General features: G+C 73.5%; 20 protein-coding genes. 12 read left to right on the plus strand and 8 right to left on the minus strand.

What is annotated here, in order from left to right:
- Positions 1–21 precede the first annotated feature (21 nt).
- From I601_RS19660 to I601_RS19695, 8 genes are all read left to right on the plus strand, one after another.
- Positions 22–561: a DoxX family protein gene (locus I601_RS19660; protein ID WP_068113562.1), complete on the plus strand. Its 540-nt coding sequence runs from the start codon at positions 22–24 to the stop codon at positions 559–561.
- Between the two features lie 27 nt (positions 562–588).
- Positions 589–1,932, plus strand: coding sequence for a 3-phosphoshikimate 1-carboxyvinyltransferase (aroA, locus tag I601_RS19665; protein WP_068113565.1), 1,344 nt, complete (start codon positions 589–591; stop codon positions 1,930–1,932).
- Positions 1,933–1,941: 9 nt separating this feature from the next.
- Positions 1,942–2,958 carry a ribosome small subunit-dependent GTPase A gene (gene rsgA / locus I601_RS19670; protein WP_068113568.1) on the plus strand — a complete coding sequence of 339 codons (1,017 nt, stop codon included), beginning with the start codon at positions 1,942–1,944 and terminating at the stop codon, positions 2,956–2,958.
- A 9-nt stretch (positions 2,959–2,967) separates the two neighbouring features.
- Positions 2,968–3,864 carry an inositol monophosphatase family protein gene (locus tag I601_RS19675; protein ID WP_068115370.1) on the plus strand — a complete coding sequence of 299 codons (897 nt, stop codon included), beginning with the start codon at positions 2,968–2,970 and terminating at the stop codon, positions 3,862–3,864.
- A gap of 110 nt (positions 3,865–3,974) precedes the next feature.
- Positions 3,975–4,421 carry a CBS domain-containing protein gene (locus I601_RS19680; RefSeq protein WP_237089486.1) on the plus strand — a complete coding sequence of 149 codons (447 nt, stop codon included), beginning with the start codon at positions 3,975–3,977 and terminating at the stop codon, positions 4,419–4,421.
- Between the two features lie 245 nt (positions 4,422–4,666).
- The gene (locus I601_RS19685) at positions 4,667–5,569 is read left to right on the plus strand and encodes a DICT sensory domain-containing protein (protein WP_068113572.1); all 903 of its coding nucleotides are present in this window, start codon (positions 4,667–4,669) and stop codon (positions 5,567–5,569) included.
- Positions 5,566–6,876: an NAD(P)/FAD-dependent oxidoreductase gene (locus tag I601_RS19690; protein ID WP_068113574.1), complete on the plus strand. Its 1,311-nt coding sequence runs from the start codon at positions 5,566–5,568 to the stop codon at positions 6,874–6,876. The genes I601_RS19685 and I601_RS19690 overlap by 4 nt, the downstream gene beginning before the upstream one ends.
- 6 nt (positions 6,877–6,882) lie before the next feature.
- Positions 6,883–7,326: a hypothetical protein gene (locus tag I601_RS19695; RefSeq protein WP_218917706.1), complete on the plus strand. Its 444-nt coding sequence runs from the start codon at positions 6,883–6,885 to the stop codon at positions 7,324–7,326.
- 51 nt (positions 7,327–7,377) lie between these two features.
- On the opposite strand, the gene lepB is transcribed toward I601_RS19695, so the two are convergent.
- Positions 7,378–8,172 (minus strand): signal peptidase I, encoded by a 795-nt coding sequence (gene lepB, locus I601_RS19700; protein WP_237089487.1) that lies wholly within the window; start codon positions 8,170–8,172, stop codon positions 7,378–7,380.
- 73 nt (positions 8,173–8,245) lie between these two features.
- On the opposite strand from lepB, the gene I601_RS19705 reads away from it, so the two are divergent.
- Together I601_RS19705 and I601_RS19710 are read left to right on the plus strand one after the other, a co-directional pair.
- Positions 8,246–8,614, plus strand: coding sequence for an FKBP-type peptidyl-prolyl cis-trans isomerase (locus tag I601_RS19705; protein WP_179948549.1), 369 nt, complete (start codon positions 8,246–8,248; stop codon positions 8,612–8,614).
- Positions 8,615–8,630: 16 nt separating this feature from the next.
- Positions 8,631–9,794 carry a lactate 2-monooxygenase gene (locus I601_RS19710; protein ID WP_068113580.1) on the plus strand — a complete coding sequence of 388 codons (1,164 nt, stop codon included), beginning with the start codon at positions 8,631–8,633 and terminating at the stop codon, positions 9,792–9,794.
- Positions 9,795–9,812: 18 nt separating this feature from the next.
- On the opposite strand, the gene I601_RS19715 is transcribed toward I601_RS19710, so the two are convergent.
- The gene (locus I601_RS19715; RefSeq protein ID WP_068113582.1) at positions 9,813–10,049 is read right to left on the minus strand and encodes an RNA-binding S4 domain-containing protein; all 237 of its coding nucleotides are present in this window, start codon (positions 10,047–10,049) and stop codon (positions 9,813–9,815) included.
- A 163-nt stretch (positions 10,050–10,212) separates the two neighbouring features.
- Positions 10,213–11,487: a DUF445 domain-containing protein gene (locus I601_RS19720; RefSeq protein ID WP_068113586.1), complete on the minus strand. Its 1,275-nt coding sequence runs from the start codon at positions 11,485–11,487 to the stop codon at positions 10,213–10,215.
- A 47-nt stretch (positions 11,488–11,534) separates the two neighbouring features.
- Between I601_RS19720 and I601_RS19725 the strand changes: the two genes are divergently transcribed.
- Positions 11,535–11,951, plus strand: coding sequence for an FAD synthase family protein (locus I601_RS19725; protein WP_068113589.1), 417 nt, complete (start codon positions 11,535–11,537; stop codon positions 11,949–11,951).
- Positions 11,952–12,015: 64 nt separating this feature from the next.
- Complete coding sequence (locus I601_RS19730; RefSeq protein WP_068113592.1) at positions 12,016–13,626, plus strand: MXAN_6640 family putative metalloprotease; 1,611 nt, start codon at positions 12,016–12,018, stop codon at positions 13,624–13,626.
- On the opposite strand, the gene I601_RS19735 is transcribed toward I601_RS19730, so the two are convergent.
- From I601_RS19735 to fdh, 5 genes are all read right to left on the minus strand, one after another.
- Positions 13,614–14,192, minus strand: a complete 579-nt coding sequence (locus tag I601_RS19735) for a hypothetical protein (protein WP_068113595.1) — start codon at positions 14,190–14,192, stop codon at positions 13,614–13,616. The genes I601_RS19730 and I601_RS19735 overlap by 13 nt on opposite strands.
- A gap of 246 nt (positions 14,193–14,438) precedes the next feature.
- Positions 14,439–15,455, minus strand: a complete 1,017-nt coding sequence (gene selD, locus I601_RS19740; protein ID WP_068113598.1) for a selenide, water dikinase SelD — start codon at positions 15,453–15,455, stop codon at positions 14,439–14,441.
- Positions 15,452–16,432 carry an NrfD/PsrC family molybdoenzyme membrane anchor subunit gene (gene nrfD / locus I601_RS19745; protein ID WP_218917707.1) on the minus strand — a complete coding sequence of 327 codons (981 nt, stop codon included), beginning with the start codon at positions 16,430–16,432 and terminating at the stop codon, positions 15,452–15,454. The genes selD and nrfD overlap by 4 nt, the downstream gene beginning before the upstream one ends.
- Complete coding sequence (locus I601_RS19750) at positions 16,429–17,406, minus strand: 4Fe-4S dicluster domain-containing protein (RefSeq protein WP_237089488.1); 978 nt, start codon at positions 17,404–17,406, stop codon at positions 16,429–16,431. The genes nrfD and I601_RS19750 overlap by 4 nt, the downstream gene beginning before the upstream one ends.
- Positions 17,403–20,117, minus strand: coding sequence for a formate dehydrogenase (gene fdh, locus I601_RS19755; RefSeq protein WP_068113604.1), 2,715 nt, complete (start codon positions 20,115–20,117; stop codon positions 17,403–17,405). Before fdh ends, I601_RS19750 begins: the two co-directional genes overlap by 4 nt.

A 20,117-nucleotide genomic window follows, 5' to 3' on the forward strand; every position in this document is an offset into this window, starting at 1 on the left:
GGGTCGTGTAGACAAGGGCCCATGTCCTTGAGCCGCATGATCGCCCGTCCCCTGATCGCCGCCGGAATCATCTACGGCGCCCAGACCGCCCTGCGCAACACCGAGGCGCTGGCCCCCAAGGCCGCGAAGGTCACCGACAAGGTGGTGCCGGCCGCCAAGCGGGTCGTGCCGCAGGCCGGCTTCATCCCCGACGACCCGGCCACGCTGGTGCGCATCAACGCCGGCGTCCAGATCGTCGCGGCCCTGGCCCTGGCCACCGGCCGGGCGCCGCGCCTGTCCTCGACCGTGCTGACCGCCTCGCTGGTGCCCACCACGATCGCCGGGCACGCGTTCTGGGCCGAGTCCGACCCGGCCGCCAAGCAGGCCCAGACGATGCTGTTCTTCAAGAACCTGTCGATGATCGGCGGGCTGCTCGTGGCCAGCGGTGACACCGAGGGCCGCCCTGGCGTCGCCTGGCGCACCAAGCACGCCGGCAAGGACGCGCGGCGCGAGGCCAAGCACCTGGCCGCGTCGGCGAAGCAGGAGGCCCGTCTCGTCCGGGCCAAGTCCCCGATCGGCTGACCCGACGGGGTCGGTAGTCTGCGGGACGTGCCCGACCCTGCTGCCGACCCCCGCGCCGACCACTGGCCCGCTCCACGTGCGACGTCGCCGGTCTCGGCGGTCGTCTCGCTGCCGGGCAGCAAGTCGCTGACCAACCGCGCCCTGGTGCTCGCGGCGATCGCCGACGGCCCGAGCGTCGTGCGCCGGGCCCTGCGCTCGCGGGACACCACCCTGATGGCGCAGTCGCTGAGCGCCATGGGCGCCGAGGTGGACACCAGCGGCGACGACTGGAGGGTCGTGCCCGGCGACCTGCGCGGCCCGGCGCACGTCGACTGCGGCCTGGCCGGCACCGTGATGCGGTTCGTCCCGCCGATGGCCGCCCTGGCGCACGGCGACATCGCCTTTGACGGCGACGCGCACATGCGCAACCGCCCGGTCGGCGAGGTCCTGAGGGCCCTGCGCGGCCTCGGGGTCGACGTCGACGACGCCGGGCGGGGGGCGCTGCCCTTCACCGTGCGCGGCACCGGCTCCGTGCCGGGCGGGACCGTGGTCCTCGACGCCTCGGCCTCCTCGCAGTTCGTCTCCGCCCTCCTGCTGGCCGGCGCCCGCTACGAGCGCGGGGTCGACGTGCGCCACGACGGCAAGCCGGTGCCCTCCCAGCCCCACATCGACATGACCATCGCCATGCTGCGCACCCACGGCGTCGAGGTCGACGACTCGTCGCCGAACCGCTGGGCGGTCGCGCCCGGACCGGTGCGGGCGGTCGACCACCTGATCGAGCCGGACCTGTCCAACGCCGCCCCGTTCCTGGCGCTGGCCGCCCTCAGCGGCGGCACGGTGACCGTGCGCGACTGGCCGCGGGAGACCACCCAGGCCGGCGACGCGCTGCGCGAGATCCTCACGCTGATGGGCTGCGAGGTCGCCCACGTCGACGTCCTCGACGCCGGGTCCGGGTCAGGCCTGCGGGTCACCGGCCCCGAGCGCCTCCAGGGCATCGACTACGACCTGCACGACGTCGGCGAGCTGGCCCCCGCCGTGACGGCGCTGTGCGCCCTGGCCGAGGGGCCCAGCCACCTGCGCGGGATCGCCCACATCCGTCACCACGAGACCGACCGGCTCGCCGCCCTGGCGACCGAGCTCGGCGGCCTCGGCGCCCACGTCGTCGAGCACCCCGACGGACTGAGCCTGACCCCCGCTCCCCTGCACGGCGGGGTGTTCCACACCTACGCCGACCACCGGATGGCCCACGCCGGCGTCATCGTCGGCGCCGGGGTCGACGGCGTCCTGGTCGAGGACGTCGCCACCACCGCGAAGACCTTCCCCGACTTCGCCGGCTTCTGGGCCGGACTCCTGGGCCGGACTCCGGGGCCGCCCCTGGACGAGCAGGGCTGAGGTGGCGCGGTGAGCCCGGTGCGCGGTCGCTACACGACCCACGACCACGAGCACTACGAACGACCCCGTCGGCGCACCCGCCCCCGCACCAAGGAGCGGCCCAGCCACGACGACGCGCTCGACGGGCTCGTCGTCACCGTCGACCGGGGCCGCTTCACGCTCATCGTCGGTGACCACATCGTCACCGCGATGAAGTCCCGTCCCCTGGGTCGCAAGGCCGTCGTGGTCGGCGACCGGGTGCGCGTCGTGGGCGACACCTCCGGCGACGACGGCTCCCTGGCCCGCATCGTGGAGGTGCACGAGCGCGCCACGGTGCTGCGCCGCACCGCCGACGACGACGACCCCGTCGAGCGGATCATCGTCGCCAACGTCACCCAGCTCGTCCTCGTCACCGCGCTGGCCGACCCCGAGCCCCGCCCGCGCCTGCTCGACCGCGCCCTGGTGGCGGCGTACGACGCCCGGATGGCGCCGCTGCTGTGCATGACGAAGTCGGACCTCGCCGACCCCGAGGTGCTGCTGTCGACCTACCGCTCGCTCGGGGTGCCCTGGGTGGTGACGCAGCGCGGCGGTGACCTCGACGCGCTGCGCGAGCGCCTCGCCGGGCACGTCAGCGTCCTGGTGGGGCACAGCGGCGTGGGCAAGTCGACCCTGGTCAACGCCCTGGTGCCCGACGCCCACCGCGAGGTGGGCCACGTCAACGCGGTCACCGGCCGCGGGCGGCACACCTCCACGTCGGCGTACATGCTCCGGCTTCCGGCCCTCGAGGGCCACGAGGGCGATGCCGGGTGGATCGTCGACACGCCGGGCATCCGCTCCTTCGGGCTGGCCCACGTCGAGCCCCAGCACCTGATCGCGGCCTTCCCCGACCTCGACGAGATGACCGAGGGCTGCCCGCGCGGGTGCACGCACGGCGAGGACGAGCCCGAGTGCGGTCTCGACGAGGCGGTCGCCGCCGGCGAGGCCGACCCCGACCGCGTGACGTCCTTCCGGCGGTTGCTGGCCGCCCGCACCGCCTCCGACCACTAGCCTGTGCTCGTGTCCCCCGACCCGAAGCCCGCGCACGACTACACCGACGACCTGCGCCTGGCCCACCTGCTGGCCGACGACGCCGACTCGCTGAGCACCGCGCGCTTCAAGGCGCTGGACCTGCACGTGATGAGCAAGCCCGACCTCACCCCGGTCACCGACGCCGACCAGGCCGTCGAGGAGGCGATCCGCCGCACCCTGTCGCGGGTCCGCTCGCGCGACGCGATCACGGGCGAGGAGCAGGGCACCACCGGCAACAGCCAGCGTCGCTGGATCATCGACCCGATCGACGGCACCAAGAACTTCGTGCGCGGCGTGCCGGTGTGGGCGACGCTGATCTCCCTGGTCGTCGAGGACGAGGTCGTGCTCGGGGTCGTCTCCGCACCCCAGCTGCAGCGCCGTTGGTGGGCCTCGGCCGGACACGGCGCCTGGACCGGCCGGTCGCTGCTCAAGGCCACCCAGATGCACGTGTCCGACGTACGCCGCCTCGAGGACGCCTCGCTGTCCTACTCCTCGCTCTCGGGCTGGGACGAGCGCGGCCGCCTCGACGACATGCTGACCCTGATGCGCCGGTGCTGGCGCACCCGGGCCTACGGCGACTTCTGGTCCTACATGCTCGTCGCCGAGGGTGCGGTCGACCTGGCCGCGGAGCCGGAGCTCGAGGTCTACGACATGGCCGCCCTCGACGTGATCGTGCGCGAGGCCGGCGGGCGCTTCACCAGCCTCGACGGCAGCGACGGACCCTTCGGCGGCAACGCGCTGGCCAGCAACGGGCACCTGCACGAGGCGGCCCTGACCTTCCTCGGCTCGCTGCCCGACGACCACGACGACCAGCACGACCCCGACTGGCCGCGCACCGGTCCCGGCTCGGTCTCGCAGCTGCGCGGGCGACGCGGCCCCGACTGAGCTTTTACCGTCCGCCACCTGGGCAGATGGCGTGCATGTGAGTCACGACACTTGTACGGTCGAGGTAGTGGGACGTCGATGTCGTCGACCCCCAGGCCACGGAGGTGCACGTGAAGATCGCGGACATGATGAGCGCCAAGTCCGGCAGCGCAGGTGGCCCCGTCGCCGTCGTGACGATCAGCCCGGAGGCGGGCGTGCGTGAGCTCGTCGCCCTGCTGGCCGAGCACAACATCGGGGCCGTCGTCGTCAGCACCGACGGCACCACGATCGACGGCATCGTCAGCGAGCGCGACGTCGTGCGTCGCCTGGCCTCGGACGGCACGGTCGTGAACAACACCGTCGGCGCGATCATGACCTCGACGGTCGAGTCGACCACGCCGGACGCCCTGCTGGACGACTTGATGCAGCTGATGACCGAGCGCCGGATCCGCCACATCCCCGTGCTCGACGACGGCGTCCTGGTCGGCATCGTCAGCATCGGCGACGTGGTCAAGCACAAGATCAGCCAGTTGACGTTCGAGCGCGACCAGCTCGACTCCTACGTGCGCCAGGCCTGAGCCCCGACCGCCCGCGGGACGGGCACCGGCTGCTGGCAGCACGGCCGCATGCCGAACCCAGGAGTCGGGTCCCCACGCTGATGTGGGTCGGCTCCTTCGTGTGCTGCACGGCCCTGGGCACGAGCCACGAGCGGACCACCAGCGTCGCCGTCACCGCGGCGGGCAACAGCTTCGGCTCGCGGTCGCGATCAGCGTCTTTGACATCCACAGTTTCCTCAACAGCCTGTTGAGGTTATGCTGCGACCATGACCGTGCCGACCAGCTCCGACCCCGACGCCCGCCTCTCCATCGGCGACCTCGCCGACCAGACCGGTGTCTCCCCGGCCACGCTGCGCATGTGGGAGCAGCGCCACGGCTTCCCGGTGCCGCAGCGTCTCGAGAGCGGGCACCGTCGCTACCTGGACCGCGACGTCGACGCCGTACGACGCGTTCTCGAGAGCCGCGACGCCGGCACCCGGCTCGACGCGGCCATCGAGCGCGCGGTCAAGGCCCAGCAGGCCGAGGCCGAGCCGCGGACGCCGTCGGTGTGGGCCGAGCTCCGGCGACGCCACCCGCACCTGGCCGCGCACCGGCTCACCAAGTCGACGCTGCTGGCGCTCTCCTGGGCGATCGAGGACGAGTTCGCCGCCCGGGCCGACCACGCGCACCTCTTCGGGCTCTTCCAGCGGGAGGTGAACTTCGAGCGGGCTGAGAAGCGCTGGAACGAGCTGGCCCGCGTGGCCGCCGCGACCTTCGTCTTCGCCGACTTCGAGGAGACCGACGTGGCACCGCCCACCGACGGCAGCATCCGCCGCCCCGTGCGGGTGCCGCTGGCGCCGGACGCCCCGATGCGCCGCGAGTGGGCCGTGGTCGTCGACAGCGTCGACCTGCCGATCGCGCTCACCGCCTGGGAGCTGCCGGGCCAGGAGGACGTGCCCAACCGCGACCGCGTCTTCGAGTCGGCCTGGACGGTCGAGCCGCGCGCCGTGCGCGACGCGGCCCGGGTCTGCGCCCAGGTCGCCGCCGACGCGGGGATCGCCGAGGCGCCCTCCGCGCTCTACCGGCTCGCTGACGAGCCCGGTCCGGGGATGGCCGACCTGCGCTCGGTCACGACCCTCTTCAACCGGGTCGTGGCCTACGTCGACCGCGCCCCCCGCGCCCACTCGTGAGCCCGGACCCGGGCGCGGGGTCGACCGAGGTCGACGTCGTCGTCGTCGGCGCCGGGCTCGCTGGTCTGCAGTGTGCGCGTGAGCTCGTCGGCGCCGGTCTCGACGTCCTGGTCCTCGAGGGCGCCGACGGCGTGGGCGGCCGGGTCCGCTCCGCGCACGTGGACGGCTACACCGTCGACCGCGGCTTCCAGCTGCTCAACCCCGCCTACCCCGCCGTGCGCCGCTGGGTCGACACCGCGGCCCTGGGCCTGCAGCCGCTGCCGGCGGGGGTGGCGGCCCGGCTCGACCGCGGCCCGGTCCGGCTGGCCGACCCGCGCCGCGAGCCCGCCCTGCTCGGCGCCACGCTGCGTGGCGCCGTGCCGCTGCTGGGCCGGGCGCCGGCCGCGGCGCGCTGGGGTCGGCCGCTGCTCACCCGGGACCACCGCGGACTGGTCGCCCGGGCCGGACGGCTCCGCGCCGACCGGGAGCTGCGCGACGCCCTGGACCAGCACCGGGTGCGGGGCGACCTGCGCCGCGTCCTCGACGCGTTCCTCTCCGGGGTGGTCCTCGACGACACCGGCGAGACCTCCGACCACTTCGCGCTGCTGCTGACCCGCGCCTTCCTCGACGGCACCCCCGCCCTGCCCCGCGGCGGGATGCAGGCCCTGCCCGACCAGCTCGCCCGGGGCCTGGGTGCCCGGCTGCACCTGCGCCGCGAGGCGTCGTCGCTCACGCTGGGCGCCGACGGCGCCACCGTGGGCACCGACGCCGGACCGGTGCACGCCCGGGTCGTGGTCGTGGCCACCTCGGGGCCCGCCGCGGCGGCGCTGGTCGACTCACCCGCCCTGCCCGCACCGCCGACCCGCGGGGTGGTGACGCACTGGTGGGCGCTCGGCACCGGGGGTCTCGACCCCCGGGGCGGGGTGCTGCACGTCGACGCCCGCACCCGCCCGACCGGGCCGCTGGTCAACACCGCCGTCGTCTCGGCCGCCGCGCCGTCGTACGCACCCGAGGGCCGGCACCTCGTGCAGGCCTCCGCCCTGCTGTCCCCCGGGCGCCGCGTCCCCGACGAGGCAGCGATGCGTCGGCATGCGGCCGAGCTGCTGGGCACCTCGTCGACCGGCTGGGACACCGTGGCCCGGCACGAGGTCCCCGACGCCCTGCCCGCGCAGCCCGCTCCGCTGCGGCACCGGCAGGAGCAGGTGCTCGGCCCCGCGCTGGTCGTCTGCGGCGACCACCGCGACACTGCGTCGCTGCAGGGCGCGCTGGTCAGCGGGCACCGGGCGGCTGGCTCCGTGCTCCGCCTGGTGCGGGAGCGGGTGGGCTGAGCGGTGGTGGAGGTGCCGACCGCGCTGGCGGTGCACGCGCTCGTGGCGCTGGCCCACCTGGGCTTCCAGGCGACGGTCACCGTGCTGGTCTACCCGGCCCTGGCCCGGCTCGCCGCCCCTGGGGCGCAGTCGTGCGCAGCGCAGTGGTCCGAGGCCCACCGCCGGCACAGCCGCGCGATCGCGCCGCTGGTCGCGGTGCTCTACCCCGCGCTGGTGGCCAGCGGCGCCTGGCTCGCGCTCACCGGGCCGGGCGGGGCCGGCTGGGTCGCGCTGCTGGGTGCAGCGGTGGCGGTCGGTGCGACCGCGGTGGCCGCCGCCCCGACGCACGGCCGGATCGGCCGCGAGGGCCCCACCCCCGCGCTCGTACGCCGATTGCTGCGCGCCGACCGGGCCCGCCTCGCCGGCGCCGCACTCGGGGCGGCCGGCGCCGTCCTGGCCGTGCTCGGCTGACGCGACCCCCGGTCGGTCCCCCCGGCCAGTCCCCCCGGTCAGTCCCCCCGGTCAGTCCAGGGTGTCGAAGGCGCCGGGGGTGTCGAGCAGCGAGAACCGGCTGGCCGGCCAGACCCGGGCGAAGACCTTGCCGACCACCAGGTCGGTGCCGACCCAGGCCTCGGTGCCGTCGCAGGTCTCCTCGGCGGCGTCGGGCGCGTTCTTGCCCCGTCCCGTGGTGTCGCAGCGCAGGTGGAAGCTCGAGTCGGCGGAGTCGTCGCGGTGGTCGCCCATCACGAAGACCGAGCCCTCCGGGACGGGACCGGCCGACCAGTCGCAGGAGGCGATCATCGGGCCGTCGCAGTCGCGGTCGTTGCGGATGAAGCTGCTGGAGTCCAGCGGCTCGCCGTTGACCAGCAGGCGTCCCTGCTCGTCGCAGCAGGTGATGGTGTCGCCCGCGACGCCGATGACGCGCTTCACCAGGTGACCGCCGGTCGGGTAGAGCCCGATCTTGCTCAGCGTGGACGCGACCGGGCCGGTCGGCCCGGCGGACTCGCGGGGGCTCAGCCAGCTGCCCGGGTCCTCGAACACGACGACGTCGCCCCGCTCGGGGCCGCCGTCGCCCCAGTAGGAGACCTTCTGCACCAGGATCCGGTCGTTGATCTCCAGGCCGGGCTCCATGGAGCCCGACGGGATGTAGAACGCCTGCACCAGGAACGTCTTGACCACCAGCGCGAGCACCACGGCCAGGCCCATCAGCAGCAGCGACTCCTGCCACAGGGGCATCGAGCGCTTGGCCTTCTTCGGCGTGCGCCGGGGACGACCGGCACCGGGCTGGCCGTCGGCGGATGACGCTTCGTGCGGCACGTGCCCTCCCTCGCTGGACCGGTACCCCACCGGCCGCGGCAGACCCTACCGGCAGGGCATTAAGGTCGTGGCCATGGACAAGCCTGAGATCGACTTCCCCGACTTCGACCCGCCCGCCGACCTGGTCGTCACCGACGTGACGGTGGGTGACGGCGCCGAGGCCGCCTCCGGCCAGACGGTGTCGGTGCACTACGTGGGCGTGGCCCTCTCCTCCGGCGAGGAGTTCGACGCGTCGTACAACCGCGGCACCCCGCTCCAGTTCCGCCTCGGCATCGGCCAGGTCATCTCCGGATGGGACCAGGGCGTGCAGGGCATGAAGGTCGGCGGCCGCCGCCAGCTCGTCATCCCGCCGCACCTGGGCTACGGCGACCGGGGTGCCGGCGGCGTCATCAAGCCCGGCGAGACCCTGATCTTCGTGGTCGACCTGCTCGGCGTCTCCTGAGCCGCAGGAGGTGACCATGGGCCACTTCGGCGACCACCAGATCTCGATCTACGTCGACGGGATGATCGGCGGCACCACGCCGTCGATCACCACCGACCTGGCGTCGCTGGAGGCCGCCGCGGCCCAGGTGCTGGACCCCGCCCCGCTCGGCTACATCGTGCCGAGCGCGGGCGGGGGTTCGACGGCGCGCGCCAACGTGGCGGCCTTCGAGCGCTGGCGGATCGTGCCGCGGATGCTGCGCGACCACGCCACCCGGGAGCTGGCCACCGAGGTGCTCGGCACCCCGATGGCGGCACCGGTGATCCTCGGCCCGGTGGGGGTGCAGACCCTGGCCCACCCCGACGGGGAGCTGGCCAGCGCCCGTGCGGCGACCGCGATGGGGCTGCCCTTCGTGCAGTCCACGCAGGCCGACCACTCGATCGAGCAGGTCGCTGAGGCCTCCGGCGACGGCGCCCGCTGGTACCAGCTCTACTGGCCCTCCGACCCCGAGCTCTGCGAGAGCTTCCTGGCCCGCGCCCGGGCAGCGGGCTACACGCACCTGGTCGTCACCCTCGACACCACGCTGCTCGGCTGGCGACCGAAGGACCTGGACCGCGGCTACCTGCCGTTCCTGGCCAACCAGGGCATCGCGACGTACACCAGCGACCCCGTCTTCAACGCCCGGCTGGAGAAGCCGGCCGCGGAGGACCCGGTCGCCGCCGGCATCGCCTTCGCCGGGGTCTTCCCCAACCCGGGACTGACCTGGGACCAGCTGCCGTGGCTGCGCGAGCGGTGGCCCGGCCCGATCGTCCTCAAGGGCATCCAGCACGTCGACGACGCGCGCCTCGCCCGTGACCACGGCGTCGAGGGCATCGTGGTGTCCAACCACGGGGGGCGCCAGGTCGACGGTGCGGTCGCATCGCTGGACGTGCTGCCCGCCATCGCCGAGGCCGTCGGTGACGACCTGTGCGTGCTCTTCGACTCCGGGGTGCGCTCCGGGCCCGACGTCCTCAAGGCGCTGGCGCTCGGCGCCGAGGCGGTCCTGCTGGGCCGCCCCTACCTCTACGGCCTCGCGCTCGGCGGCCAGCCGGGCGTCGAGCACGTGCTGCGCTGCCTGCTCGCCGAGCTCGACCTCACCCTGGCCAACGCCGGGTACGCCGACCACCGCGACCTGAGCCCCGACGCACTGGTCCGCACCTGAGCCAGCGGCGCCGGGTGCCTACCAGGGCAGCCCGTCGTCGTGGGTCGCCTCGTCGGCGACCCGGGCCGCGAGCGGGCCCAGACGGACGACGTCGCCCAGCACCAGCTGACGCCCCCGCCGCGTCTCGACCTCGTCGTTGACGTGCACCTCGCCGGAGGCCACGACCTCCTTGGCCTGCGAGCCGGACTCGATCAGGTTGGCCAGCTTCAGGAACTGGCCGAGGCGGATCGAGGCGTCGCGGATCGGGACGTCCATGGGCTCTGCAGCAGGGTCGGGCACTCCCCCAGTCAACCACCCGCCGACGCTCCCCGACCCACCGCGCTCACCGCTGGTCGAGCAGCGAGGGCGAGGCTCGAGCGTCGTCGAGACCCCGCAACCCAAGCGGCGTACGGCGGGCGCGGCGCTCACCGACGACGGGTCAGGGCAGGAGGACGTCGAGGGTGTGGATGAGCACGCCGACGAGGCCGCCGACGATGGTGCCGTTGATCCGGATGAACTGCAGGTCGCGGCCGACGTGCAGCTCGATGCGGTCCGCGGCCTCCGCGCCGTCCCAGCGCTCGATCGTGTGGGTGATGACGGTGGTGACCTCGTCGCCGTAGCGCTCGACGACGAAGACGGCCGCCTCGGCCGCGGCCCCGTCGAGCCGGGCGCGGAGCTCCGGCTCGTCGACCAGCCGCTGGGCGAAGCGGTCCACCTCGAGCAGCAGCCGGGTGCGTACGGCGCCCTCGGGGTCGGCGAGCGATCCGGTCAGGGCGCGCCGCAGCGCGTCCCAGAGCGCGACCGCGGTCTCGAGCACCTGCGGTCGGTCCAGGAGCCGGTCCTTGAGCCGCTCGGCCCGCTCGCGGGTGCCCGGGTCCTCGATGAGGTCCCGGGCCAGCTGGGCCAGCACCGAGTCGAGCGCCGCCCGGGCCCGGTGCCGCGGGTCGTCGCGGATGTCGCCCACCCACCGCACCAGCTCGAGGTGGATGCGCGACACGATCCGTTCGTTGACGCTCTGGGGCGCCCACCACGGCGCCCGCTCGCCCAGCACGTCCGTGACGGTGTCCGGGTTGTCCACCAGCCACCCGTGCAGCTCGTCGAGCACCAGGTCGACGAGCCCGTGGTGCAGGTCGTCGCGCATCGCCTCGGTGAGCAGGTTGCCCAGCAGCGGCGAGATCGGCTCCTCACGGAACCGCGGGAACAGCGCGTCCTCGACGAGGCTGCGCACGTGCTCGTCGCGCACCTTGTCCAGCCCGGCGGCCACGACCTCGGCGGCCTCGTCGACCACGCGGCGCGCGTGCTCCGGGACCGCCAGCCAGGCGGCCACGCGGGCGGCCACCTGCGCGGCCCCGACCCGCTCGCGCACCACGGCCTCCTGGAGGAAGTTCTCGCCGACGAACTCCTGCAGGCCCCGGCCCAGGTCGTCCTTGCGGCGCGGGATCAGCGCGGTGTGCGGGATCGGCAGCCCCAGCGGGTGCCGGAACAGCGCCGTCACCGCGAACCAGTCGGCGATCGCGCCCACCATCGAGGCCTCGGCGCCGGCGTTGACGAATCCCCAGAACCCGTCGGCCTCGCGGGTCAGCGCGTAGACCACGGCGGCGAGGAGCAGGAGGCCCAGCGCGACGCTGCGCATCCTGCGCAGCCCGCGGCGGCGCTCGGCGTCCTGCGAGGTGTCGGTGCGGGGGGAGGCGGCGGTGGCCGTGTCGGTGCTCATCAGGGGGTGATTCTCACCTACGGCCGGCTGGTGCGAGACTTCCCCGCATGTCGGCACCCACCTCCGAGGCCCGCACGGTCATCACCTTCGGGACCTTCGACGTCTTCCACGTCGGGCACCTGCGCGTCATCGAACGCGCGGCGGCCCTCGGCGACCGGCTCGTGGTGGGGGTCTCCGCCGACGAGCTGAACATCCGCAAGAAGGGCCGCGAGCCCGTCTTCAGCGAGGGCGAGCGGATGGCGATCGTCGCCGCGCTCAAGCCCGTGCACGCGGTCTTCCTCGAGGAGAGCCTCGAGCTCAAGCGTGAGTACATCCTCGAGCACGGCGCCCACGTGCTGGTGATGGGCGACGACTGGGAAGGCCGCTTCGACGAGTTCCGCGACATCTGCGACGTCGTCTACCTGCCGCGTACGCCCGCGATCTCGACCACCGCGCTCATCGAGAAGATCTCCGCCACCGGCTGAGGCGTTTGTGCCTCTGCCCCGGGGGCAGGCTGCTCCCGACACCCTCCTGCCTGCAAGGAACCTCATGCGCCGTCGCACCACCTCGCTCACCATGCTCGCCACGACGCTGGTCACGGTGGTGGCCACCGCGATGAGCACGGGACTGGCGCCGGGCGCCACCGGGTCCGGATCGGCCGCGGCCGCGGCCTCGGCCCGCCCGCTGAGCGGCGCTGCCGCCAGCACCGGCCCGGACCGGGTGCTGACGCGGGCGCGCTCCGCGCTCGGCCTGGAGGGCCAGGACCCGAAGTCCCGCGCCCCCGGGTCGCCCGTGGGTGAGCGCCGGGACGCGACCCTGGCGCTGCGGGACCTGGCCGTGGCCCTGCCCCAGCTCGACGCCGAGCAGCGCCGCGAGGGCGAGTCCCTCCTGGCCCGGCCCACCGACGGCAGCAGCGACCCCATCGGCCAGGGCTACAGCAGCAGGTCCAAGAAGCTGTGCGGCGGCAACGTCTGCGTCCACTACGTCACCCAGGGCGCCGACGCCCCGCGGAACAAGAAGTGGGTCCGCACGACCCTGTCGGTGATGAACAAGGTCTGGAAGTTCGAGACCGGCAAGCTCGGCTACCGCACGCCGGTCAGCGACCGCAGCCTGCCGAAGAAGAAGAACGGCGGCAACGGCAAGTTCGACGTCTACCTCAAGGAGCTCAGCTCGCAGCGGCTGTACGGCTACTGCGCCCCCGAGTACGTCGTGAAGGGCAACAAGCGCCTGGCCAACGGCTACTGCGTGCTCGACGACGACTTCGCCAAGGCGGAGTACGGGCGCAAGCCGCTGGACACCCTGCGCGTCACGGCGGCCCACGAGTTCTTCCACGCGATCCAGTTCAACTACGACTACCGCGAGGACCGGTGGCTCATGGAGTCCACGGCCACGTGGATCGAGGAGCGCTTCGCCGACGACGTCGACGACAACCGGCAGTACCTGAAGGTCGGCCAGGTCCGCGGCCCGCACAAGCCGCTGGACATCTTCGACACCACCTACGGCTACCACTACGGCAACTGGGCCTGGTGGGAGTTCCTGAGCCAGAAGTACGGGAGCTCGATCGTGTCGAAGGTGTGGAAGCAGGCCGGGCAGTACCGCGGCGCCGGGCGCACCTACTCCACCAAGGCCCTGACCCGGGTGCTCAAGAGCAAGCGGGGCTTCACGCGCGACTACGCCCAGTTCGCCGCGGTCAACAACAACCCGAAGCAGTTCTACTCCGAGGGCAAGCACTGGCCCGAGGCCGTCAACATCGGCACCCTCGCGCTGTCCAAGTCCAGCCCCTCGGCCTCGAAGTCCGCGTCGGTGGACCACATGTCGGCCCAGAACATCGACATCACCCCGGCCAGCGAGATCAAGGGCAACGCCTGGCGGGTGCGGCTCTCGCTCGCGGGGCCGGGCGCCTCATCGAAGCCGATGGCGGCCGTGCTCGTGCAGAACAAGCAGGGCCGGTGGGGCCAGAAGCTGATCCGCTTCAACCGCAAGGGCAAGGCGAAGGTCTCGGTGCCGTTCTCGGCCCGCAAGATCGACGCGGTCACGGTCTCGTTCGTCAACGCCTCGACCAGCTTCGACTGCAACGAGGGCCGGCCCTACTCCTGCTCCGGCATCGCCAAGCACGACGACAAGCCGTTCCGGGTCGTGGCGAAGGCCTACCGGCGCTGAGTGGTCAGGGGCCCGTCGACCAGGTCCCCGACGGCTCCCACGAGCCCCAGCGCCGCCTGGCCCACGGGCTGGGTGGCGCCGCCGCTCGCTGCGTCGAGCGTGCCGACGACCGTCGTCGCGACCGGCGTCAGCACCGACGACACGGGCCCGTCCGGCTCCGGCTCGCTGGGCTTGCCGGGGCCGGGAGCAGCGGGCGGCTGGACCGGGCCGGCGCCGGGCTCCGCACCGGGTGCGGCGCCGGGCGCTGAGGGGCCCGGGCCCGGGGCGTCCGGGACCGCGGGCGCGCTCGGTGCCGCAGCGCCGGATCCGACGCTGCGCCCCTGCGCGGGCGGGACGGCAGGAGCGAGCGTCGTACGAGGCTGGGGGCGCACTCGGACCCCGGGCAGCACGCGCTGCTCCGCGGACGACACGACGTCGCCGGTGCCGAGGTCGGGCAGCACGTCGACGACGGTGGTGGTCACGACCAGGGCGGCGACGAAGGCGGCCGCTCCGACGGCGACCCCGGTGTAGCCGAGACGGAGGTCCCGGTCGCGTCGGGTCCGCACCCGCGCTCGCCGCACCGTCACGTCTGCCCCGTCCCTCGTCCTGGCCCCCAGCGCGCACACGTTAGCGCCCGTTCAGGGGGGCCGCAGGCGAACGACACCCGGTGTAGACAATTCGTGACCAGCAGCGGGCCGAGCAGTCACTTTCGCACCATCGACGAGTCACTTCTGCACCATCCACCGGTCACGACCCTCCAGGGGCTGTTCCCGCGTGACTGCTCGGTGGTGCAGAAATGACCGCTCGGTGGTGCAGAAGTGACCGCTCGCGCGTCAGCGCACCTGGATGTGGGGGGCGCGGGGGTCGGGGTGGGCGACGATCTCGCCGACGACGGGGTGTCCGGGCAGCTCCCCCGCGACCAGCAGGCCGCCGGAGGTCTGGGCGTCGGCCAGCAGCACCAGCTCGTCCTCGCCGACGCCGGCGTCGAGGTGCGGACGGACCCAGTCGAGGTTGCGCCGGCTGCCGCCGGGCACGAAGCCGGCGGCGTACGACGCCCGCGTCGGCTCCAGGTAGGGCACGGCCGCCGCGTCGATCACGGCGCCGACGCCGCTGGCCCGGCACATCTTGTGCAGGTGGCCCAGCAGCCCGAAGCCGGTCACGTCGGTGGCGCAGACGGCGCCGGCGGCCAGTGCGGCGCGAGAGGCGTCGCGGTTGAGGGTGGTCATCACCTCGACCGCCTCGGCGAAGACCTCCCCGGTGGTCTTGTGCCGGTTGTTCAGCACCCCGAGGCCCAGCGGCTTGGTCAGGGTCAGCGGGGTGCCCGGGACGGCCGCGTCGTTGCGCAGCAGCCGGGCCGGGTCGGCGATCCCGGTGACCGCCAGGCCGTACTTGGGCTCGGGGTCGTCGATGCTGTGGCCCCCGGCCAGGAGGCACCCGGCCTCCGCACACACCGCCGCTCCCCCGCGCAGCACCTCGGCCGCGACCTCGAAGGGGATCCGGTCGCGCGGCCAGGCGAGCAGGTTGACCGCGACCAGCGGCTCCCCGCCCATCGCGTAGACGTCGGAGAGCGCGTTGGCCGCCGCGATCCGTCCCCAGTCGAAGGCGTCGTCGACCACCGGGGTGAAGAAGTCCGTGGTCAGCACGATCGCGCGCTCGCCGTCGAGGCGCACCACGGCCCCGTCGTCGCCGTGCTCGAGACCGACCAGCAGGTCGTCGCCGGCGGCCAGCGGCAGGCCGGACAGGACCCGTTCGAGCTCGCCGGGCGGCACCTTGCAGGCGCAGCCCCCACCGGAGGCGTACTGGGTCAGGCGCAGCGTCCCCGGGTCGCCGGGTGCAGGGTGTGTCGTCACCCTGACAGGGTGCCGGATCCCGTCTCCGATGCGGCGGACCGGGCCGCCTCCTCGCGCGCCCGGATCCGCTCGCGCTGCGGCACGACGACGTACTTCGGGTCGCGGGCCGACTCCCGCCCGGCCTCGAAGACCGCGAAGCGCAGCGCCAGCGAGCCGGCCGAGTACGACGCGCCGGCCAAGCGACGCGCCCACGGACGGCCGCGACCGCTAGCACCGGCGGAGACCGCACTGAGCCCGAGACCGGCCACGGTGAGCGCCCGCGACAGCCTCATGAGCCGACCCGCCAGCCCCTTCCCGTAGGGCTCGGCGAGCATGCCGAGCCGCTGCTCCATCCGGTGGCTGACACCCAGCTCGGCGACCGCGCCCACCGCGGCCATCCGGACCGCGGGCCCGGTCTCCGCGACGGGCGCGAGCAGCATCGCGGTGCCACCGGCCGCGGCAGCGGCGGAGCCGCCGAACACGAACGGCAGCTCGCGGTGCGCCTCGTGCCACACCGGGATCGCGGTGTTGGCGAACAGGGCGGCGGTGTAGGTGGCCAGCGGCGGCCCGAAGACGGCCGCGCCCAGGCCGGCCAGCCGCCCGAGCCGGGGCGCCACCCCTGTGACGTGGGAGGCCGCGGCGGCGCCGGCGAAGCTGCTGAAGGGAGCCAGGATGTAGGAGCCGACCGAGAGCGGCGAGGTCGGCTTGAAGACGCGCAGCATGTTGAGGAACCGCTCGGGACGCCCCAGGTCGTGGACCAGCGCGACCGTGCCGACCACCGCTCCCCCGGCAGCGGTGAGCCGGGTGACGCGCTCGAGACCGGGCAGACCGCTCAGCGCGGCACCCTCGGCGAGCAGCGCCGAGCCACCCGCGACCCCGCCGATCCACAGGTAGATCGGGACGTCAGGGGTCTTCCAGGTCGGTTCCTTGAGGATCGGGCGGCCGTAGTAGGACTCGAAGGTCGGCTCCGGGACCATCGACTGCTCGCCACGGCTCACCGGCCCCACCGCCCGGCGAACGGCCTCCCCAGGAAGGAGGCGGCGCCGACGCCGGCGAGCGCGACGGCCGCGGCCCCCACGTGGCGCCACATCGCGCCCAGGTCACGGGTCGTCACGATCGGGTCCGGCGGCAGTCCGTAGACCTCCGGCTCGTCCAGGAGCAGGAAGAACGCCCCGTCCCCGCCGACCCCGTCGTCAGGGTCGGCACCGTAGAGGCGGGCCACGTCGACGCCCTTGGCGTGCAGCTCCTCGACCCGGGCAGCGGCCCGCACCCGCAGCTCGTCGACCTCGCCGTACTGGATCGACTCGGTCGGGCAGGCCTGCGCGCACGCGGGGGTCTGGCCCTCCTTGAGCCGGTCGTAGCAGAGCGTGCACTTGAAGGCGCGGCCATCGGGCTTGCGCTGGTCGATGACGCCGTAGGGGCAGGCCGGGACGCAGTAGCCGCAGCCGTTGCAGATGTCCTCCTGGACCACCACGGTGCCGAACTCGGTGCGGAACAGGGAGCCGGTCGGGCACACGTCGAGGCAGGCAGCGTGGGTGCAGTGCTTGCACACGTCGGAGGACATCAGCCAGCGCAGCCCGCTGTCCCCGGACTCCGTCGCCTGGTCCTCACCGTGCGGCAGCGTGACCTCGCGACCCGGCGGGCCGCTGCCGGGCATGCCGAGGTCGGTCACCTCCGGCGCCGGCTTCGCCCTCGAGGGCAGGGTCTTCTCCACGAACGCCACGTGGCGCCAGGTGCTGGCCCCGAGCTGCTGGGTGTTGTCGTAGGACATCCCGGTCAGCTGGTAGCCGTCGTCGGGGACCTCGTTCCACTCCTTGCACGCCACCTCGCAGGCCTTGCAGCCGATGCACACCGAGGTGTCGGTGAAGAAGCCCATCCGCGGGGGGTGGTCCTCGTGGCCGGCGTCCCCGCTGACGTCGTCGAGGCGGCCCCAGAGGGACTCCGGGGAGAGGAACTCGCTCAACCTGCTCACGCCTGGGTGCCTCCGTCGTCGGGATGTGCGGTGGGGTGCCCGTCGAGGTGCTCGGGGCCGACGCCGGCGCGGCGCCGGTAGTCCTCGACGTACGCCGTGAGGGCCGCGCCGCGCGGGCGGCGGCCGGGCCGGATGTCGCAGGTGCCGACCTTGTCCTGGATGGAGACGTTGGGGTCCATCGTGACGTTGACCAGGTCGTTGGGCGAGTCGCCGGTGGTGATGCCGTTGCGGCCCCAGTGGTAGGGCAGGCCCACCTGCTCGACCCACTGCTGGCCCAGCCGCAGCGAGCGCAGCCGTTCGGTGACCAGCACCCGCGCCTCGATCGCGCTGCGGGCGGTCACGATGGTCACCCACTCGCCGTGCTCGAGGCCGCGCTCGGCGGCCAGGCGCGGCGAGACCTCGCAGAACGGCTCGGGCTGGAGCTCGGTGAGGTAGGGCAGCGTCCGGCTCATCGCCCCGGCCGTGTGGTGCTCGGTGAGCCGGTAGGTGGTGAAGACGTAGGGGAACACCTCGGAGAAGCTGGGGTTCATCGGGTTCGACGGGGTCGAGAGGTGCTTGCGCCCGGGGTTGTTCTGCTGGGCGTAGACCGGGTTGCGCACCGGCGACTCCGGTGGCTCGTAGTGGGCAGGCAGCGGACCGTCGGCCACCCCGACCGGCGAGAAGAGCCAGCCCTTGCCGTCGGTCTGCATCACGAACGGGTCCTGGCCACCGATCGCGTCCGGGCCCTTCGCGCCCGGCTCCGGCACGTGGTCGGGGGCGCGGTCGATGATGAAGTCGGGCACGTCCGAGCCGGTCCAGCGGCCCTCGTCGGGGTCCCACCACACGAGGCGCTTGCGCTCGCTCCACGGCGTGCCGTCCGGGGCGGCCGAGGCCCGGTTGTAGAGGATGCGTCGGTTGGCGGGCCAGGCCCAGCCCCACTCGGCGGCCACCTGGTCCTGCTCCCAGTGCGGGGTGCGGCGGCGCGACTGGTTGACCCCGTCGGCGTACACGCCGCAGTAGATCCAACACCCGCACGAGGTCGAGCCGTCTGCCTTGAGCTCGGTGTACGACGACAGCGGGGCGCCGTCGGGTCCGGTGCCGTTGATCTCCCTCAGCACCGCCTCGGGGTCGGGCTCGCCGTGCTCGTCGACCGGGTAGTCCCAGGCGAGGTCGAGCAGCGGGCGGTCCATCTCGTCGGTCGAGCCGGCCAGCTTGGCGCGGATCCGGTTGCCGAGGTCGACGTAGAACTCCAGCTCGCTCTGGCAGTCGTCCGGCGGCGGCACCGCCTGGTCGCGCCACTGCAGCAGCCGCTGGGTCTGGGTGAAGGACCCGGACTTCTCGACGTGGTTGGCGGCGGGCAGGAAGAAGATCTCGGTGCCGATCTCCTCGGTGACCAGCTCGCCGGTCTCGATCTCGGGGCCGTCCTTCCAGAACGTGGCCGACTCGATCATCTGCAGGTCGCGCACCACCAGCCAGTCGAGGTTGGCCATGCCCAGGCGCTGCATCTTGCCGTTGGCCGAGCCCACCGCCGGGTTCTCCCCCACCAGGAAGTAGCCCTTGCACCGGCCCTCGATCTGCGCCTTGACGGTCGTGTACGTCGAGTGGTCGCCGGTGAGCCGCGGCAGGTAGTCGAAGCAGAAGTCGTTCTCGGCGGTGGCGGCGTCGCCCCAGTAGGACTTCAGCAGGCTGACGGCGTAGGAGCGGATCTCGCCCCAGAAACCGGCCTTGCCCTCGTCAGCCCGGACCCACTCGTCGACGCTCTGGTGGTGGTCGGCCAGCGGCATCGGCAGGTAGCCGGGCAGGATGTTGAACAGGGTCGGGATGTCGGTGGACCCCTGGATGCTGGCGTGCCCGCGCAGCGCCAGGATGCCGCCGCCGGGGCGGCCGATGTTGCCCAGCAGCAGCTGCAGGATCGAGGCGGTGCGGATGGTCTGCGCGCCGGTGGTGTGGTGGGTCCAGCCGACCGCGTAGGCCAGCGCGGTGGTGCGCTCGCGGCCGCTGTTGGCGGTGAGCGCGTCCGCGACCTGGCGCAGCTGCTCGGGGCTGATGCCGCAGGCCTGCTGCACCATCTCGGGGGTGTAGCGGGCGAAGTGCCGCTTGAGGATCTGGAAGACGCAGCGTGGGTGCTGCAGCGTCTCGTCGCGCGCGCCCTTCCAGCTCACCGGCGCCCCGCCGGAGCCGTGGCTCTCGGAGCGCGCCGCCTGGTGGGATCGCTTGGCGTCCTCGCCGGTCGCGGCCGAGTCCTTGTCCTCCCGCTGCTCGCGGTCCCGCTCGCGCTCCTCCGCGTTCATGTCCTCGGGAGGGTCGTAGCGCCAGCTGATCGGGTCGTAGAGGCCGGTCTCGGGGTCGAAGCCGGAGAACAGCCCGTCGAGGTCGTCGGGGCCCCGGTAGTCCTCGTCGATGAGGTTCGCGGCGTTGGTGTAGGCCACGACGTACTCGCGGAAGTCGAGGTCGTTGCTCAGCACGTGGTTGACCAGGCCGCCCAGGAACGCGATGTCGCTGCCGGCGCGGATCGGCACGTGCAGGTCGGAGACCGCCGAGGTGCGTGTGAACCGGGGGTCGACGTGGATGATCGTCGCCCCGCGGCGCTTGGCCTCCATGACCCACTGGAAGCCCACCGGGTGGGCCTCGGCCATGTTCGAGCCCTCGATGAGGATGCAGTCAGCGTTCTGGAGGTCCTGCAGGCTGGTGGTAGCCCCACCACGGCCGAACGAGGTACCCAGACCGGGCAC

The organism is Nocardioides dokdonensis FR1436 (assembly GCF_001653335.1).
In the GTDB taxonomy this organism is placed as follows: Bacteria; Actinomycetota; Actinomycetes; order Propionibacteriales; family Nocardioidaceae; genus Nocardioides; species Nocardioides dokdonensis.